We start from the raw sequence: 18,222 nt of genomic DNA, 5'->3' as shown, positions 1-18,222 counted from the left end.
ATTAATCAATAGACATTGGACTTAGAAACAACTCTGTTGAAAAACTGAAACGTTCCCCTGATTCTTCCATTTTTGCATTGATGGCAATTCTTACTTTCTTTTTAATTTCGGTGTGTTCTTTAGTATCGTAGCTGTGCTCTACAAATTGTATATGAGCATCAATCTGCGGGTTGACGATTCTGGGTTCATATTCCTGAATCTGTCTCCTTAAGCTTTTGATAAAAACGCTTTCCCAGATGGCACTTGTGACTCCATTATCGAATTCAAGGTTCCAAACATCGTTTCCGTAGTTTTCATCATATCTGTTCTCCCCTTTTTTGGTGGTGATCAGCAGCATAATATTGTGGGCAATACTTTCCCCCATATCGCAGGTATCGATACTTCCGCCTTCGGTCATTAAAGTAGACGGTACGAAAGGCATTCTGTAATTTGGTGTATCCATAACTTATTGTTTTTACTTCATGGTCCTGTTTTAAAAACGAAATACCAAAATACACATTTTCGACAAATAATGATGACAATACTTTAAAATATTATTCAAAAAAAGAGCCTTCAAACTGAATTGAAAGCCCTGTAATCTTTTATATTTTTATTTTACTTTAAGCATCCGCTTTTTTCCGGTTGATAAAATAGTATACCGGAAGTCCCAGCAGTACCAAAATAAAACCAGGCCATGTATATTGTTGTTTATAGATTAACAGTAAAATACAGAAACAGGTTCCTATTAAAAGGTAGATAACAGGTGTTACCGGATAAAGCCATGTCTTATAAGGTCTTTCCAGTTCTGGCTGTTTCATTCTTAAATAAATAACTCCAAATACGGTAATCATGTAGAACAGAACAATTACGAAAGAAATCATATCCAATAAATTCCCGTACTGCCCGCTCAGACAAAGAATTGAAGCCCACACACCCTGCATCCAAAGTGCATTTTCCGGAACTTCATTTTTATTATTTTTTTCGGCCGATTTAAAGAACATTCCGTCTTTTGCCATAGTCTGAAAAACTCTTGCACCTGCCAAAATCAATCCGTTATTACATCCAAATGTGGAAATCATTACCAATAGAGCAATGATAATAGTACCAGCACTTCCAAAAATATTCTGTGAGGCCGCTACTGCTACCCTGTCATTCGCTGCAAAAGCAATTCCGTCTCTGTCCAGTGCATTTAAGTATACATAGTTTACCGCTATATAAAGGATCATAACAGCAGAAGTACCATAAATCATTGACTTCACTACATTCTTTTTAGGGTTTTCAATTTCCCCGGAAACAAATGTTACACTTTCCCAGGCAACAGAACTGAAAACAGAACCTACCATTGCGGCTGCAATTCCACCCAGAAGAGTCATTCCACCAATGGGTTCCCAGCCTTCTTTAAGAAAATTACCACTTATATCTTTTTTAAAGTTATTAAAAGAATCTGTACCCCAGCTAAAGTTTTCTGCTAAATGAGAGATATCTACCAATATAAAACCGGCAGCAATCAAACCTATCAATGCAATAATTTTGGAACCTGTAAAAATATTCTGAAGGATTTTACCACTCTCTACTCCTCTGGTATTAATATAGGTAAGCAGAAGAATTACACCAATGGCCAGAATCTGTATCCATGTAATTTTAAATTCACCGCTTTGAAAAATAGGTGCAGCATCGTTAAGTGAAGGAATCAGATACGCTGTAAATTTTCCAAAAGCCATTGCCACTGCAGCAATTGTTCCGGTTTGTATTACCGTAAACAATCCCCATCCGTAAAGGAATCCCATTCTTTTACCAAAAATTTCCTTGAGATAGGTATATTGCCCTCCGGCTTTCGGAAATAATGCGGACAGTTCACCATAGCTTATGGCTGCGGCTACCGTCATTATTCCTGTAATGATCCACACCACAATCAGCCAGTATCCGGATCCCAGATTCCTCATCATGTCAGCACTTACAATAAAGATCCCGCTTCCGATCATGGATCCCATCACAAGCATAATGGCATCCCATAGTTTCAGTTTTTTTTGCATAGTCAAGTATAGGAGTCAAATATAATCAAATCTGTCTTTGATTTTGAATTTTATTGAAAATTCCTTAAAACAGCTGTTTTTTGTCATTTTTTATTCCGTTATGATTCAATTTTAATTAGTATTTTTGGAAAAAATATTAAACATGAAATTTAAAGCGATATTATTTGCAGCAGCTTTAACAGCTTCTTCATTAGCATTTGCCCAATCTGGTCCACCGGAAGGAAAGCCCTGGTAGGTGATACATACGGAGATCAGGTAAATTCTTCTGCTGAATCCAAAGCAATCACAGTAGAAAAACTGAATAAGCAGCTTAAAAAAGATAATAAAAAAGTTGAAAATGTATCTGTTAAAGGAAAAGTAACCGATGTTTGTGATAAAAAAGGATGCTGGCTTACCATCCAGACAGAAGACAATTCTAAGTTTTTTGTAAAAATGAAAGACTATGCTTTCTTTGTACCTACAGCCTTAAAAGGGAAAAACGTTGTGTTAGAAGGAAATGCAGAAAGAAAAGTAACTTCTGTGAATGAGCAGAAACATTATGCAGAAGATGCTAAGAAGCCACAAGCTGAAATTGATGCGATTACACAGCCTAAGGAAGAGATCAGGTTTGTTGCTAATGGAATTAAAGTTGTGAACTAAGCTTGAATCATTGAATAAAATCTAAATTTTATATTTCCAAAGTTAGGTTTTGGCTAAAGCCATATGAATTTTTATTTAAATTAAATGGGCTAAAGCCCATTCCTATTGAATATAAACTTTTAGAAATTAGATAAAAAAATAAAATCGGCTGTCCTTTGGACAGCCGATTTTATTAGTCTTCTATTTTAAAATCCACAACAGCATCCAGTTTCGGATATTTAGTTGCAGAAATAAATTTCTTTCCGGTGCAGTCTATTTCCAGCCAGCCTTTTCTCTGCTTTACATCCCCTGCTTCCATTACGAAAGGAATAAATGAGATTTCACCTTTTCCTTCTTCTTTTATTTCTCTAAACTGAACCGCTATATCCAAAATACATTCATGTTCTGTGTTCAGTTTTACATTTCTGTAAATAATATCATAATGCGTTTCTTTATTCTCAGGAATTTCAAGATAATTTTCCCATCCAGTAACATCAGAATTCAGTTCACTGATTGCTTTCAAAGCATAATAAAGAGCAATTGTATAATACTTTCTTGTACCTGTTCTGGTATAATCATCCACAAAATGTCCGCCTTCAAATAGAATTGTCGGCATTCCGGCTTTTATAAAGTTATCGCCTGTAGAAGTCGGATAGAATTCATCAGAATATCTTCCAATCTGATTAGGGATCATTTCCTTTAAATGGTTGTATACACTTCCTATTACAGCCATACATTTCTTTCTATTTTCTGTAACGGTACGTTCTACATTTTCGGAAGGTGCCAAAAAGGAAAGAGTGGCAGGATGAATACCATCGGTTGTAAAAATGGTTCTCTGCTCATGAAGATTTAATGCATAATCATACTTTTTAGAAGCAGCAGCTTTTTTCAGAAATTTAATCTCCTTACTAGCCTCATTATGAAAATCTCTGTTAAGATCAATATCGGCTGCATTCAGTCTGGTCCATCTCTCTGATCCGTCCGGATTCAGCATGAATATAAAATCCAGTTTTATTTTACCGAATAAATCCTCTTTCATTTCAGGAGCTTTATCAAGACTCACCAAAAGATCAAGCATGGCATGCGTAGCATTGGATTCATTGCCGTGCATTTGTGACCAGGCCAATACATTAATGTTTCCGGTTCCGATGCTTAACTGATAAATAGGCTTATCTAAATAGGATCTTCCGATCTCCTGAATATAATCGCTGAGATTGTTCTGTAGGTAAGAAAATAATTTTTCAGGGGAAATATAGCGATTTGAGAAATCGGGGTTTTGAGAATAGATCTGTTCAAAATTCATTTTGGGAATTGTTTACAAGATTCAAATTTAGCCATTTTTAGGCAAAAACTTAAATTAACATTTGTAAATATTACAAAAATACAAGAATTTACATTTGACACCAGCTTTGAAATTTGTTTACAAGATTTAAATACTACCCTTTTTGAGGTTTAGAGATTAATTAACACCTGTAACATTGTTAAACAACTTCAAAAGACAAATTGTCTGTGGATAAAATTGTGGATTGCGAATAATTTAATATAATATATTTAAATAATTAAAAGTCAGTAAGTTATGAAACTTATCTAAATACTATTTGCAATGGTACTTTAAGGCTTAAAATTGCTGTTTTTTACTCTTTGAGGGGTATTTTATTAAACATAAAAATTGTGGAAAACTTAGCTATTTAACGTTGTATACATTTGTAAAGTGTATAATGAATCAGATTGAATCCCTAATTTTTAATCCATTTGCTTATTTTTGAACCATTTTAGTTCACCATAAAAATAGTTGCTTAACAGAAATACTAATTCTGTACTATTACCCCATTATATTGGCTTAAAAAAGTATATTTACATCAGTAATTTACCTATGTAACATCTTTAAAATAGCCTTTATATGGCTTTAATTTGATATGTATTGAAATAGATTGCTCAGGAAATAGATTGATAGAGGTTAATAATGTAAATAGGGAAAAGGAAGTGGGTTAAGGGACAAAATAAGCTATGAAAAAGCCGAAATTTACATTATTAAACTAATATTCTGGAAAACAGAAGGTCAAATAATAAGGTCTGGATGCCTATTCCTAAATCTTATAACAGCCTCAGATAATTATTAAATACAATTGTAATTTAACTATAATAAACTGATTGATAATATTTTAATACTGTGTTACAAATGTATATTGAAAACATTTGCATTTATTTACATTTGTATTTTGCATTTGTAAATTATATATGTTACATTTGTAAAATAATTAAAGGCTTATTTTATGAGTTTAAATGAAAGAATTTCCAAAATTATTGAGTATTCCAATCTGACCCCTTCTGAGTTTGCTGATGAAATTGATGTACAGCGTTCATCTATTTCGCATATTACTTCAGGAAGAAACAAGCCGTCTCTTGAGTTTATCATAAAAATAAAATCCCGTTTCCCGGAACTTCTTTGGGACTGGCTGGTTACTGGAGAAGGTGAGATGCTGAAATCCCAACTGCCAGAAACCGAAATTAGCGAAGATCATATAGAGGAAGAGAAAATAAAAACAACTCCACTCCCCGACCTTTTCACCATGATGAATGATGATGATGAATTTGGAAGCGATGAAACGGAAATGGAAACTCCAAAACCAAGTCCTGGAGAATCGTTTATACCGACCCAAGATAAAGCGCCTGAAAAAATATCAGATTCTCAGCGATTAGAAAACACCAGCGATCAATTATTAGGACAACTATTTGGTAATCAACAAAGTAAAATAAAGCGTATTGTCTTGTTCTACGAAAACGGAAAATTCGAAAGTTTTGAGCCTTAAAAAAACCTGATCAAAGAAAATGATCAGGTTAAAAAAATATTTGAAGAAGAAAACTAAAGCTATTGCTTTATTTTATTTTTAAAAATTTTGACGGGTATAAGCTGATGCAATTTTATCTTATTATAATCATCTGCTCCCATGCTATATTTTTATAATTTCGGTTATTTATAAGGGTGATATTATTGATTATCGTATTGATGAAGTTCTCTCTTATAGCGGAGTTGTAACAGTAAATGAAAATATTATTATACGTTAGTTTTTATGGCTCTATCAAATATAATTATTTAAAATCAAATCAGCAATAAAAATCAGATTATTTTGACATATGATTAACCCATAATATAATTGTGTTGATTATTGTTAATTTCCCATAAAATTCCCCCCTATTAATTCCAACAAAAAGACCTGCAAAATTGCAGGCCTGATATATTTATTGAAAACAATATTATTATTTCTTTCTTCTTTCAAGTTCTTTTTTAATCAGTCCAAGCTCTCTCCCGGTTTGTCCGGCCACAGAGGTATTTTCCTGAGCTCTTCTTGTCAAATAAGGAACAACATCCTTTACAGGTCCGTATGGAAGATATTTAGCTACGTTATAGCCTTTATCTGACAAATAGAAGGTGATATTATCACTCATTCCGTAAAGCTGTCCGAAATAAACATGCGGATTCCCGTTTTCAAGAGATTTTGCTTTCATTTTATCCATAATTAATTCAGAAGAGATTTCATTATGGGTTCCGAAAAACGCTGAAACCTTATCCAAATGATCCATTACAAAGTCAATTCCTGCATTGTAGTTTTTATCTGAAGCCTCTTTAGTGGGTTGGATAGGATCTGCATATCCTTTTTCCGCAGCTCTGGCTCTTTCTTTCTCCATGTAAGCACCACGCACGATTTTGTAACCGATGAAGTAGTTCTTCTCTCTTGCTCTCTGAAGATTAGCCTCCATATATTCCAGCCTTCCGGTTCTGTACATCTGGATGGTATTCCAAACGATAGGCTTTTGCTGGTTATATTTCTCCATCATCTCTTCGCAAAGGTGGTCTGCTGCATCCTGCATCCAGGTTTCTTCAGCATCTACCATTACTTTTTTATCATGCTCGTGGCAAAGACTGCAAACTTCATCAAATCTTTTCACTACTCTTTCCCATTCTTCTTTCTGGCTTGTAGTAAGCTCTGCACCTTTTCCAACAGCTTCATACAAATCAATTCTTCCGAAGGCAGTAGGTTTAAATACAATAAAAGGGATTGCCGGATTTCCTACTGAGAATCTTACAATATCCTTAATTTCTTTGCAAACAGCATCAAAAGTTTCCTCATCTTCTTTCCCTTCAATAGAATAATCGAAAATACTTCCAACTCCTCTTTTAAACAGCTGCTTCACAACTTTCATACTTTCTTCACGGGTTTCTCCACCACAGAACTGTGCAAATAAGGTATTTTTTACAATTCCGGTAACGAAAGGAAAATTGTTGTGTACTGTGAAATTCAGAACAGATGTTCCAAGGCTTGTAAGAGCGGGATGTTCAATCATTTTAAACATCCAGTAAGCCTTTCTCAATTGTGCATCAGACTTGTCTGCAAATGCAATTTTAGTATCATTAAAAATGGGCATTCCTATTTATTAAATTTAGTTATGCAAAGGTAATAATAACCACAGTTTATTTAAAGAATTTTTTTTACAATTTATGTTCTATCCCGTTTAAAAGCATTGCTATGATTCCAACGAAAACCCAAAACCGTAATATATTCAATGTGAAGAAGTTAGTTCTTCTTGATGCGTTTAAAAGAAGGTAAATACAAACTATCATTACAAAAAGTCCTCCTGCAAAATAATAAGCCATGAACCCAGTAATACCAGTTTTTGTAATGATATTCATAGAAACTGCCATGGTAACAGCTAATAAAGAAGTCAGGATAATTTTCGTATTCCGGCTTTTAAAATAATTGGGAATTGTAGTATATCCAAATGCTTTGTCTACACTTCTGGTAAGGGTATCTTTAACAATATCAATACACAAAAGGATAAGAAATAGAAAAACAGCCATCAGGAAAACCTTTTTTGAAAAGGTTTCATAGTACACCATCATTCCAAAGAACGGATACAGGGTGAGGCTGACAAAAGTAAGGTTATTTAAGATCAGTATTCTGCTCAGTTTATGACTGTAAAACCACATAAAGAACTGATATACAACAAAAAAAACAAATACATTATGAGAAATCATCCAGGCTACTCCTAAAGAAATAACACTGAGTGCCAGATAGGCATATAGAAAATATTTCTGTTTGATGAAGCTCTGAACTCTGGTTCTGAAAGGTTTTACTACATGATCTTTCTCCAGATCATAAAATTGGTTGATAATACCACCTGCCAGAATGGTAAGGACGGTGCAAAAAATAATACCGTGTACTTTGAAATCGAATACGAATTTTCTGAAAGATTCATCCTGATTGAACAGGAAAAAAGTAGAAACATAGAGCGCAAATGTCAACAAAGCAGCTACAAAAAAGCGTGCTCCGAGTAAAAACCCCACGAATTGCGAAAATCTGTAAAATAGAGATTTTGAGATATAGTTTTTAGATTGGAAAGTTTCTTTTTCAGAATTCATTCCAATCTATTTAAAATCTGTAAATCACTTCTTTTTGGAAGCCTTCAAGCATTTTTTCTGCTTTTGCGTAGTCTTTGGTAAATCCTAAGATGTAACCACCTCCACCGCTTCCACACAGTTTCAGATAATAGGCATTAGAATCCAGTCCTTTTTTCCAGATATTAAAAATACTTTCAGGAATCATAGGGCGGAAATGTTCATAAGCCCAGTGAGAAAGCTTTTTAAGATTTCTGAAGAATGGATTCATGTCCTTTTTAAGGAAAGATTCAATACACGCATTATTGTAGCGGATGAATTCTTCCTTCAGGGTTTTACGGAAACCTTCTGTTTTCATTTTCTCAAAGAAAATCTGAATCATGGGCCCGGTTTCACCCGTCATTCCTGAATCAATCAGAAAAATTGCCCCTTTTCCTTCTTCTCCTTCGGGAATATTTACCCTGTCTAGATTTTCTTTATTTTCAATTAAAATTGGCAGATTCATGTAACAGATCAATGGATCCATTCCTGAACTTTTCCCATGGAAATAGCTTTCCATTTCTCCAAAAACAGCTTTTAATTTCTTAAGATTATCTTTTGAGATATTCTCAGGATTAAGTTTACTGACTGAATATTTTTCGAAAATAGCAGCTACCAAAGCACCGGAACTTCCTACTCCATATCCTTGAGGAATATTGGAATCAAAGAAAAGTCCGTTTGAAATATCATTTTTGAAGCTCTCAATATCCAACTTAAAATCATCGGAAAGATCAAGGGCTGTAAGAAAGTCTGAATATTTCTGCAGATGTCTGTTGGAATTACGTTCAAAATCAGAACTTAAATCTGAAAATTTTAAAGTTCCCTTATAGAAACTGTAAGGTACTACAAGTCCCTGGGAATCTTCAATCATTCCATATTCTCCAAACAGAATTATTTTTGCATAAAATAAAGGGTTGGTCATATTGACAATAAATCTTTTTGCAAAGTTAAAAATTATTCCGCTGAATATAAGCAAAACTCAGACCGAAATATGAGTTATTTAGGTTTACAGCATTCTTTTACCGATTAAAAATAAGAAAAAAGCCTGAGAATATCAGGCTTTTATAATAAATTTATTGAGAAATTACTGTTTGATCAATTTTTTGTTGACCGTCTGCTTCTCTGTTTCAATGCTAATGACATAATTTCCTGTTTGTATGGAAGATAGATTGATCTCTGTTTTACTTCCTTTCAGAGAAGAAGCTGATGTTACCAATCTTCCCGCTTCATCAAATATTTTATAGGATTTTAAATTTTCTTTGGATGAAATGATGATCATTGTTTTTGCGGGATTCGGGTAAATTGAAACGGTATTGTTATTTGTTTCAATATCTTCAACTCCTAAAAATTTGCATAAAAATCCTGCATTCCATCCATTTGCTGTACCTGATTCATTGGAGAAAAACTCAACGGTAATAGCTCCGGTAGGATCTGTAGATACAAATGGGCCGGGAACCAAAGAACCCGTAAGGTTATTTCCATTCGGAAACAATGGAGATCCGGCTGTAGGTCCATTATATACATACATATAGTCTTTAAAACTTTCTAAATTAAATTCACTGAAATACAATGTCAGTTTGGAATTGGAAAGTGGATAAAAAGTTTTGGTTAACTTTTCATTATTACTATATCCTCCGGAAAGACCTCCGGAATCTGTAAACCGTACCCCGGAACACCAGTTTCCATCTGTTAAAAATGTTCTGTGTTTCTGAAATGCCAATGGACCTGAGCATTCGCTTCCTACAAATAAATTGTAATAGGTGTTCGCTTCAAGGTTGTTTATTATAAAGCTATTAGAATTAGTAGTTCCTGATTGTACAACTGTGCCGTCAATTTTACAAAGTCTGTATCTCCAGGATGACAGACTTCCATCCATAATAAAAATATCTGCTGAGCTTTGAGTTACGTCAGAAACACTGACATCCAGGACGGTGATCTCACATGAAGAAGTACAGTTTGTTCCAAGACAGGATTTAGAATTAATGGTACTTCTTATAAGTTCTGCAGGTTGTGGACCAAAGCCATTACTAAAATTGACTCCAGTTCCGGAAACCAAATGACAATAGCTCATTATGGTTCCTCCTGAGCTTCCCGGAATTGGTCCGGGGCATGTACTTCCTTGAGATCCGGCCTGAGTTCCACATCCATCAATAGTAGTATTATTACCATTCCACGCACAGGCGTGAGTATGGGGAGATCCTAAGCCATGTCCCATTTCATGGGCAATTATAAAAATATTCCACGAAAACAATGGAAACTGTTCATAATAGGAACGAACGGGAGAAAAACAATATTTCAAATCTGAGCAAAGAGAATTAAGATAGGCTACTCCTCCACTTGAAGGTGAAATTATTAAACTGGCAATATCTCCGTTAAACAGAGGCCTGTTATTGCTAAACATTGCTAAATTCGCGTCAGCTCCTCCTGTATATGGATCAGGGGTTGTCCAGACATAAATTTCACTTAAAGATATCCGGATATCATCATTAAAATATAATGTTTCGACATTATTATGCATAGCAGTCATCCAATTAACAGTGGATGTGATGTTAAAACCATTATTTTCGTAAGGTTTATATCCTACTTCATAATAAGTCCTTACGCAATTATCAGTTATTGTCTTTTGGGTAAGCTGATCAGCCTGAAGAGAGTTTTTTTGCCCTTTGTTTCCCATCATTTCATCTGCCTCGCAAACAAAACTGTTTTGTACTGTTAATTTATTCTCTGAATAACTTACAAAATCTTCGGAGTTTTTAAGCTTTCCTACAACAATATTCCCCAGAGCAGGAGTTGAAATAACTCCGACAACATCATTGTCAAAAAAACTAAAAGCTGCAAGAGATTCATCATTCCCTTTCACAATACCCCGATAATAGATTCCCGGCTTGTAAGGAACCCGTTCATCTTTTTTAGTTTTTACATTAAAGCCTTCGGCAAAGATTGATTTTTTATATAACTGAACTGTTATTTCTTTATTTTCATCAAAGGGAAAAGATACTTCAAGAAACTCGGGGCTCTCAACAATTAGTTTTTTAAGCTGAGTCTGGTCAAGTTTAAAAACAGCTGCATCGGTTGCTATCCTCCTAAGATCAGACAAATCACCCGTATTTTTCAGATTAAATAAGTCATAGGTATGGTTACGAACCTTTAATTTTTCATACTCATGGATTTTCCGGGCTAAGGGTTTTACATTTTGGGCAATACAAAAGATGCCCCATAAAAAGGAGCTGAATAAAAGGAGTTTTCGCATTATTAATTTTTCATTAAAAATACTACAAATACTTTAATTTCCACCAAAACAACCATGAAACATAAAAAAAACCACAACAGAATATCTGCTATGGCTTAAATATGTATTATTTTTTTATTATTAATTACTGTTTGATCAGCTTTTTGTTGATCGTCTGCTTCTCTGTTTCAATGCTAATGACATAATTTCCTGTTTGTATGGAAGATAGATTGATCTCTGTTTTACTTCCTTTCAAAGAAGAAGCTGATGTCACCAATCTCCCTGCTTCATCAAATATTTTATAGGATTTTAAATTTTCTTTTGATGAAATGATGATCATTGTTTTTGCCGGATTCGGGTAAATTGAAACGGTATTGTTATTTGTTTCAATATCTTCAACTCCTAAAAACTTGCATAAAAATCCGGCATTCCATCCATTCCCTGTGCCATATTCATTGGAGAAAAACTCAACAGTAATAGCTCCGGTAGGATCTGTAGAAACAAATGGCCCGGGAAGTAAAGTTCCAGTAAGGTTATTTCCATTTGGAAATAAAGGAGATCCGGCTGAAGGTCCGTTATATACATACATATAGTCTTTAAAATTCTCTAAATTAAATTCACTGAAATATAATGTCAGTTTAGAATTGGAAAGTGGATAAAAAGTTTTGGTTAACTTTTCATTGTTACTATATCCTCCGGAGAGACCTCCGGAATCTGTAAACCGTACTCCTGAACACCAATCTCCATCTGTTAAAAATGTTCGGTATTTTTGATAAGCTAAAGAACCTGAACATTCACTTCCAATAAATAAGTTATAATAAGTGTTTGGATCCAGATTATTTAAACTAAAACTGTTGGTATTCGTTGTTCCTGACTGTACAATTGTTCCATTTATTTTGGAGAGTGTATACTTCCATGCTTGTGAAGCTCCATCTATAATAAAGACACTGGCTGAGTTTTGTGTAATATTATCAATACTGAGATCCATTACCGTTACTTCACAGGAGGAAATACAATTAGTACCCAGACAAGCTTTTGAATTAATGGTTTTTCTAATGAATTCAGCAGGTTGTGGACCAAATCCATTACTGAAATTAATTCCAACTCCGGAAATTAAGTGACAATAACTCATTATAGTACCTCCGCCATTACCAGGAATTGGCCCGCTACATGCATTTCCCTGATTTCCACTTTGGGCACCGCATCCATCAATAGCAGTATTATTACCATTCCACGCACAGGCATGGGTATGCTGAGAGCCTAGATTATGTCCCAATTCATGGGCTGTAACATTGACTGTCCAGGAATACATCGGAAATTGCTGGTAGGTTACCGTAACGGGTGAGTAACAGTATCTCAGATCTGTACACAGTGAGTTAATATTGGAATAACCGGTAGCAGTAGGCGAGATCACTAAGTGGGCAATATCGCCATTAAATATAGGTCTGTTACTACTAAAAACCCCTAAGTCCGGATTATAGTTACCTGTATAAGGATCTGGTGTAGTCCATACATACATTTCACTTAAAGCTATCTTAATATCATCATTAAAATATATTGTTTCAACACTGTTATGGATAGCGGTCATCCAGTTAACAGTAGCAGCCACATTATAACCATTCCCCTGATAGGGTTTATAACCTACTTCATAAAATACCCTTACACAATTTTCAGTCATGGTTTTATTGGTAAGCTGTCCCGGATCAGGTGGTGGTAATTGAGTTTTGTTTTCTTTCAATTCATCTACACTACAAATGAAACTATTTTTTACCGTCAGTTTAGACTCTGAATAACTTATAAAATCACTCGAATTCTTTATTTTTCCAAGTATAATATTTCCCAAAGCTGGTGTTGAAATAATTCCTACCACATCATTATCAAAAAAACTAAATGCTACTATAGACTGATCATCTCCTTTAACAATTCCGCGATAGTAAATCCCGGGATTATAGGATACAACTTCATCTTTTTTCGTTTTTACTTTGAAATCATCAGTGAAAATTTGCTTTTTAAAAAGCTGAACAGTGATTTCTTTATTGCCATCAAAAGGAAAGGATACTTCAAGAAATTCAGGGCTTTCAGCAAGTAATCTCATGAGTTTGGGGATATCCAGATTTAAAGCAGTTGCATCAGTTGCCGTTTTTCTTAAATCAGAGATATTATCCGTGCTTTTCACATCAAATAAATCATACTTAGGAGCACGGTAGTTTAGCTTTTTATATTCATGGATTTTTTGGGCTACAGGTTTTAGATTTTGTCCAAAACAAAAGATGCCCCATATCAATGAGCCAAATAGTAAGAGTTTTCGCATTATTAATTTTTAATAAAAGTAACACAAATACTTTAAGTTTTTACAAAACAATCATAAAATATAAAAAAAACCATAACAGTCTGCTATGGTTTAAATAAATAAATATTATTTTTTTATTATTAATTACTGTTTGATCAGCTTCTTGCTGATGGTCTGCTTTTCTGTTTCTATGGTAATTACGTAGTTTCCTGTCTGAATTGAGGAAAGATTTATTTCCTGTTTATTTCCTTTTAGTCTTTCTTTTGAAGAGAGCATTATCATATTTTTGGCAGGATTCGGATATATATCTATTGAGTTATTTTTTATGTTGATGTCTTCTGCTGCTAAAACATTGCAAGAGAAATTCACATTCCATCCATTCCCTGTAGCAGCTGGATGAAGGTTGGTAAAGTTAACAGACGGATCTTTTCAGTTCTGCAGACTTCAGAGACTTCACCGTGATATCTGTTACAGCCCTTTTATATTCAGCTAATTTACCTGCATTAATCACTAAATGAATGTTTTTAATTCATTAAAATAAAAAAAAGACGTTAAAAATAACGTCTTTTAATTTTTATAAAGTTTCTCTATCGGTTCTCATTTTGACCTTCAGGAATCGTATTAAAACTAATCCTGCAGCAAAAAATATGGTCATTGATAAGGCCGCGATACGCATATTATTGAAATGTTCAATTAATGTTGCAAAGATGAACGTTCCGATGATAATGGCAATTTTCTCCAATACGTCATAGAAACTGAAGTACGTTGTATTTTCCATGGAATTTTCCGGAAGAAGTTTTGAGTAGGTAGATCTTGACATTGCCTGAAGACCTCCCATTACCAAACCAACTACGGCAGCTACTCCATAAAACTGGTATTCTACTGTAGGATTTTCTTTGTTCAGGAAATAAGCCCAAAGACAAGCTACAATCCAAAGGATGATGGCAATTGAAATCACATTTTTGTTACCAATTCTCTTGGATAGTCTCGAGAAAATAACTGCTCCGATGATCGCTTCGATCTGAATCACCAAAAGGGTTCCTATCAGTTTATCCTGAGCAAGATTGATCTCACTCTTTCCGAATAAAGTTGCCATAAGGAAAATTGTCTGCATTCCTACACTGTAAAAGAAGAAACTTGACAGGAAGAATTTTAGATTTTTATCTTTGAAAAGCTCTCCTCCTACTTTAAACAGTTCATGAAAACTTTCTTTTGCAATATCTTTATAGAAGCTCAGATTATCTTTAAACACCTCAAAGAAACCTCCCTGCTCTTCATGTTTTTTGAAGATATTCTTATAATTAAGTAATACTAAGTCTTTAGGAAGTTTATCTTTCACATCCCCAAATTGAGGAAGGTGTTTGAATGTGTATTGAGAGAACCCAAACCACCATGCTCCCGTTAACAGGAAACTGATTCTTGTAAACAATAGCTGCTGGGCTGCTCCTTTGGCAAAAACCTGAATTAAAACCAAACAGATTACCACTAAAACTACGGAACCTATATATCCGTACACATATCCTCTTGCAGAGAGCGCATCCTGCCTGTCCGGTGTGGCAATATCAGGAAGGAAAGAATTATAAAACACCAAACTTCCCCAAAAACCTACACTGGCCGTGATACTGAATAAAAGCCCCAGAAATACGTTATGCATCCCTGTAAACATAGCTAATCCCATACATGATGTTGCACCAAGATAGCAGAAGAACTGAAGGAAAGATTTTTTGTTTCCGATGGTATCAGCCAAAGAAGATAAAAACGGTGACAGTAACACTACAATAAAGAATGATATGGTAAGTGAATATCCATATACAGCATCCGGCTGATATTCTTCCCCGAAAATTTTGATCATATGTCTTACCGGAACATCTATCCATGTTTTTGTTTCCGCCACATATTCTTTTTTCTCGTAAGCTGTGGTTAGGATGGAGTAATAAATGGGAAAAATGGTAGAGGTAATAACCAGGGAATAAACGGAGTTTGCCCAGTCATATACAGCCCAGGCTTTCATAATCTTAGGATTATTCTTTATGTTTTTAGGCTGTCGATTCTCAGTTTCAGACATTTCAAATAAATATTAGTAGCACAAAAATAGAAAAACTACGGAATATTCGACGGTTTTTAATTTTATTTTGAAAATAATAATTGTAAGCCATTGAAATAATTCAGCAAAGATTTCCTCTTATTCCGTTTAATTATACTGAACAAAAACCTCCAATAATAAGATTCTGTATTATTTTTTTTCAATAGACTCTCCTTTTGGGTAACATTCATAATCAGGAAAAGCTTTTCTGCTATTAAGAGATATCTCTGACCGGAAATTTTATATCATCAACCTGAAGACCTCGTTGGAAGACAGCAACGTACTATTTTATAACCAAAAAATCGGGGTCCAAGAACCCCGATTTTTATATCTGAAACCACAAAATATGGCTGTATATGTCAATTATAAGTTTTCAATTACAATTGCAGAAGCTCCACCACCACCGTTACAGATAGCAGCAGCCCCATATTTTGCATTATTTTGCTTCAATACGTTGATTAATGTAACGATGATTCTTGAACCCGAACTTCCCAGTGGGTGTCCTAATGCTACAGCACCTCCGTTTACGTTTACCTTAGCAGCATCTAATCCTAAGATTTTGTTGTTTGCCAATCCTACTACTGAGAAAGCTTCGTTGAATTCGAAGAAATCGATATCAGAAATCTCTAATCCTGCTTTTTTAAGAGCGATAGGTAAAGCTTTTGCCGGAGCCGTTGTAAAGTTTTCAGGCTCATGAGCTGCATCAGCATAAGAAACGATTTTAGCAAGAGGTTTTAATCCCAATTCTTCCATTTTTTCTTTAGAAACAAGGATCAATGCAGAAGCACCATCGTTCAATGTAGAAGCGTTTGCTGCTGTTACTGTACCTTCTTCTTTTTTGAAAACGGTAGGAAGTGTTGAAATTCTGTCAAAGTTTACTGCTTTGTATTCTTCATCTTCAGCAAAGATTACAGGCTCTCCTTTTCTCTGAGGAATAGAAACCGGTACAATCTCTTCACTGAATTTACCTTCGCTCCAAGCTTTTGCTGATCTTTTGTAAGATTCTACAGCGAAGTTATCCTGATCTTCTCTTGTAATGTTATAATCTACGGCACATTTTTCTGCGCATACTCCCATATGTACTTTGTTGTATACGTCTGTAAGACCGTCAAGCACCATACCGTCAAGCATTTTGATGTCACCTAATTTTGTAGCTACTCTTGCATTGTAATAATGAGGAACTAAAGACATATTCTCCATACCTCCTGCTACAATTACTTCTGCATCACCAGCTTTGATTGCCTGAGCCGCCATTGTTACAGCCTTCATTCCTGAAGCACAAACTTTATTTACGGTAGTAGATGGTGTATTGATTGAAAGACCTGCTCCTAAAGCAACCTGACGAGCCGGCGCCTGGCCTTCTCCTGCCTGAAGAACATTTCCCATATAGATTTCCTGAACATTATTAGGATCCATACCGATTTTATCTAATGCACCTTTTACAGCAGTTGCTCCCAATTTTGTAGCCGGAACTGTTGATAAGCTTCCCATAAAACTTCCCATTGGTGTTCTTACTGCGGAAACAATGAATACTTCTTTCATGTATATAATTTTTATTTTAAGCTAAAACGGAACAGATGTTCCCTTTTTATAATTAGAATTTATTTCACTTTTACGTATACTATATCAAATTGGGTTCCTTCAATTTTAGTATTTACCTTCAGAAGATTATCCTGGGTAGCTACTATTTTATTGTTGAAGACATCCCCTATTTGTGCGGGATCATTTTTATCGGATTTCTCCATGACGATTGCTTTATAATTACAATCATCTATAAAAACCAATGTAGATTTGATATAATCTTTTCCATTATTAAAATATTCAGTCTGAACATTATCTTTAATGGTCATATGCCATATTGCTTCCGGGTAATTGGGTCTTACGAACTTCCCTTCTTTTATATTAGCACATTTCGGCGGATTATCCGGTTTTTTCTGTTCTGTTGCCTGAGCATGAACCTGCGTGGCTGCCATCAACAAAATTCCTATTGAAAATATTTTTAAGGAGTTCATTTTTATATTTGTGTTCTATTGTTTATTTTTTTGTTTCCTCCTGCAATTACCATTAGAAAAGCGCCTAAAAACTCTACAGCCCAGCCCCATTTCAATTTGACGATTCCTGCAAAAGTTTCCTGCCATGATTTGAATGGTAAAAAGCTAAAATATTGCAGCGACTGCATTTTCACAGCAACTAAGGTAAATCCGAATAAAAGAATAAGCAGAATACCAAAAAATCTAACGATTCTGACACTGTTATTTACAATTCCAAAAACGGCACATGCTGAAAAAATCCAGCAGGCAATAGCCAGATAATGATCAAGCTTCCAATAGTTCCAGTTCCCGATGACAGGCACATGTACCAAGGGTAAAAAGCTGCCTACAATGACTAACAGCAAACCTAATAACTGAATATTTTTCATATTTACTAAAGTGCCAAAATACAAAAAAAAACACACTTTTAAATAGTGTGTTTTAAAAATAGGAATTCCGCACCCGAACACTTGTTAGCTATAAAAAAGATTCGATATTTTTAATTATTACACAAAGAGAAAAAGGA

14 protein-coding genes and 1 pseudogene are annotated in these 18,222 nt (G+C 34.6%); 2 read left to right on the top strand and 13 right to left on the bottom strand.

Annotated elements, in window-relative coordinates; translation table 11 throughout:
• Window position 1: 1 nt before the first annotated feature.
• Complete coding sequence (locus ACWPWS_RS04205) at window positions 2–442, bottom strand: GPW/gp25 family protein (protein WP_105682166.1); 441 nt, start codon at window positions 440–442, stop codon at window positions 2–4.
• 157 nt (window positions 443–599) lie between these two features.
• On the bottom strand, window positions 600–2,012 hold the full coding sequence (locus tag ACWPWS_RS04200; protein ID WP_454045599.1) for an APC family permease: 1,413 nt from the start codon (window positions 2,010–2,012) through the stop codon (window positions 600–602).
• A 142-nt stretch (window positions 2,013–2,154) separates the two neighbouring features.
• On the opposite strand from ACWPWS_RS04200, the pseudogene ACWPWS_RS04195 reads away from it, so the two are divergent.
• Window positions 2,155–2,651, top strand: a pseudogene (locus ACWPWS_RS04195) (DUF4920 domain-containing protein).
• 172 nt (window positions 2,652–2,823) lie between these two features.
• Here ACWPWS_RS04195 and ACWPWS_RS04190 read toward each other — a convergent pair.
• On the bottom strand, window positions 2,824–3,933 hold the full coding sequence (locus ACWPWS_RS04190; RefSeq protein ID WP_454045598.1) for a M14 family zinc carboxypeptidase: 1,110 nt from the start codon (window positions 3,931–3,933) through the stop codon (window positions 2,824–2,826).
• A 970-nt stretch (window positions 3,934–4,903) separates the two neighbouring features.
• Here ACWPWS_RS04190 and ACWPWS_RS04185 point away from each other — a divergent pair.
• Window positions 4,904–5,440, top strand: coding sequence for a helix-turn-helix domain-containing protein (locus tag ACWPWS_RS04185; RefSeq protein ID WP_454045597.1), 537 nt, complete (start codon window positions 4,904–4,906; stop codon window positions 5,438–5,440).
• A 448-nt stretch (window positions 5,441–5,888) separates the two neighbouring features.
• Here the strand turns inward: ACWPWS_RS04185 and ACWPWS_RS04180 are convergent, their stop codons facing one another.
• The 10 genes from ACWPWS_RS04180 to ACWPWS_RS04135 all read right to left on the bottom strand — a co-directional run bounded on the left by ACWPWS_RS04180 (window position 5,889) and on the right by ACWPWS_RS04135 (window position 18,085).
• Window positions 5,889–7,055, bottom strand: a complete 1,167-nt coding sequence (locus ACWPWS_RS04180) for a proline dehydrogenase family protein (protein ID WP_454045596.1) — start codon at window positions 7,053–7,055, stop codon at window positions 5,889–5,891.
• Between the two features lie 64 nt (window positions 7,056–7,119).
• Window positions 7,120–8,049, bottom strand: a complete 930-nt coding sequence (locus ACWPWS_RS04175; protein ID WP_209784282.1) for a UbiA family prenyltransferase — start codon at window positions 8,047–8,049, stop codon at window positions 7,120–7,122.
• Window positions 8,050–8,059: 10 nt separating this feature from the next.
• Complete coding sequence (locus tag ACWPWS_RS04170) at window positions 8,060–8,986, bottom strand: mevalonate kinase family protein (RefSeq protein WP_209784281.1); 927 nt, start codon at window positions 8,984–8,986, stop codon at window positions 8,060–8,062.
• A gap of 162 nt (window positions 8,987–9,148) precedes the next feature.
• Window positions 9,149–11,314: a M12 family metallo-peptidase gene (locus ACWPWS_RS04165; protein ID WP_454045595.1), complete on the bottom strand. Its 2,166-nt coding sequence runs from the start codon at window positions 11,312–11,314 to the stop codon at window positions 9,149–9,151.
• 124 nt (window positions 11,315–11,438) lie between these two features.
• Window positions 11,439–13,604, bottom strand: coding sequence for a M12 family metallo-peptidase (locus ACWPWS_RS04160; RefSeq protein WP_454045594.1), 2,166 nt, complete (start codon window positions 13,602–13,604; stop codon window positions 11,439–11,441).
• A 123-nt stretch (window positions 13,605–13,727) separates the two neighbouring features.
• Window positions 13,728–13,859 (bottom strand): T9SS type A sorting domain-containing protein, encoded by a 132-nt coding sequence (locus tag ACWPWS_RS04155; RefSeq protein ID WP_454045593.1) that lies wholly within the window; start codon window positions 13,857–13,859, stop codon window positions 13,728–13,730.
• 298 nt (window positions 13,860–14,157) lie between these two features.
• Window positions 14,158–15,648 carry an MFS transporter gene (locus ACWPWS_RS04150; RefSeq protein ID WP_105682157.1) on the bottom strand — a complete coding sequence of 497 codons (1,491 nt, stop codon included), beginning with the start codon at window positions 15,646–15,648 and terminating at the stop codon, window positions 14,158–14,160.
• A gap of 381 nt (window positions 15,649–16,029) precedes the next feature.
• A complete protein-coding gene (locus ACWPWS_RS04145; protein ID WP_105682156.1) occupies window positions 16,030–17,208 on the bottom strand; it encodes an acetyl-CoA C-acyltransferase in 1,179 nt (392 codons plus the stop codon).
• Window positions 17,209–17,267: 59 nt separating this feature from the next.
• Complete coding sequence (locus ACWPWS_RS04140; protein WP_454045592.1) at window positions 17,268–17,678, bottom strand: hypothetical protein; 411 nt, start codon at window positions 17,676–17,678, stop codon at window positions 17,268–17,270.
• Between the two features lie 2 nt (window positions 17,679–17,680).
• Entirely contained in the window at window positions 17,681–18,085 is a 405-nt protein-coding gene (locus ACWPWS_RS04135) for a hypothetical protein (RefSeq protein WP_309513185.1), read from the bottom strand.
• Window positions 18,086–18,222 lie beyond the last annotated feature (137 nt).

Source organism: Chryseobacterium sp. Marseille-Q8038 (assembly GCF_965111995.1).
Note: the sequence above shows the minus strand (reverse complement) of the source record. Positions and strands in the feature narration are given on the sequence as shown.

Bases quoted from the DNA above. Each gene is read 5' to 3' on its own strand.
- ACWPWS_RS04165 (WP_454045595.1), bottom strand. From the start codon at position 11,314: ATGCGAAAACTCCTTTTATTCAGCTCCTTTTTATGGGGCATCTTTTGT.
- ACWPWS_RS04175 (WP_209784282.1), bottom strand. From the start codon at position 8,049: ATGAATTCTGAAAAAGAAACTTTCCAATCTAAAAACTATATCTCAAAA.
- ACWPWS_RS04190 (WP_454045598.1), bottom strand. From the start codon at position 3,933: ATGAATTTTGAACAGATCTATTCTCAAAACCCCGATTTCTCAAATCGC.
- ACWPWS_RS04185 (WP_454045597.1), top strand. From the start codon at position 4,904: ATGAGTTTAAATGAAAGAATTTCCAAAATTATTGAGTATTCCAATCTG.
- ACWPWS_RS04170 (WP_209784281.1), bottom strand. From the start codon at position 8,986: ATGACCAACCCTTTATTTTATGCAAAAATAATTCTGTTTGGAGAATAT.
- ACWPWS_RS04205 (WP_105682166.1), bottom strand. From the start codon at position 442: ATGGATACACCAAATTACAGAATGCCTTTCGTACCGTCTACTTTAATG.
- ACWPWS_RS04135 (WP_309513185.1), bottom strand. From the start codon at position 18,085: ATGAAAAATATTCAGTTATTAGGTTTGCTGTTAGTCATTGTAGGCAGC.
- ACWPWS_RS04180 (WP_454045596.1), bottom strand. From the start codon at position 7,055: ATGCCCATTTTTAATGATACTAAAATTGCATTTGCAGACAAGTCTGAT.
- ACWPWS_RS04145 (WP_105682156.1), bottom strand. From the start codon at position 17,208: ATGAAAGAAGTATTCATTGTTTCCGCAGTAAGAACACCAATGGGAAGT.
- ACWPWS_RS04155 (WP_454045593.1), bottom strand. From the start codon at position 13,859: ATGCTCTCTTCAAAAGAAAGACTAAAAGGAAATAAACAGGAAATAAAT.
- ACWPWS_RS04150 (WP_105682157.1), bottom strand. From the start codon at position 15,648: ATGTCTGAAACTGAGAATCGACAGCCTAAAAACATAAAGAATAATCCT.
- ACWPWS_RS04160 (WP_454045594.1), bottom strand. From the start codon at position 13,604: ATGCGAAAACTCTTACTATTTGGCTCATTGATATGGGGCATCTTTTGT.
- ACWPWS_RS04140 (WP_454045592.1), bottom strand. From the start codon at position 17,678: ATGAACTCCTTAAAAATATTTTCAATAGGAATTTTGTTGATGGCAGCC.
- ACWPWS_RS04200 (WP_454045599.1), bottom strand. From the start codon at position 2,012: ATGCAAAAAAAACTGAAACTATGGGATGCCATTATGCTTGTGATGGGA.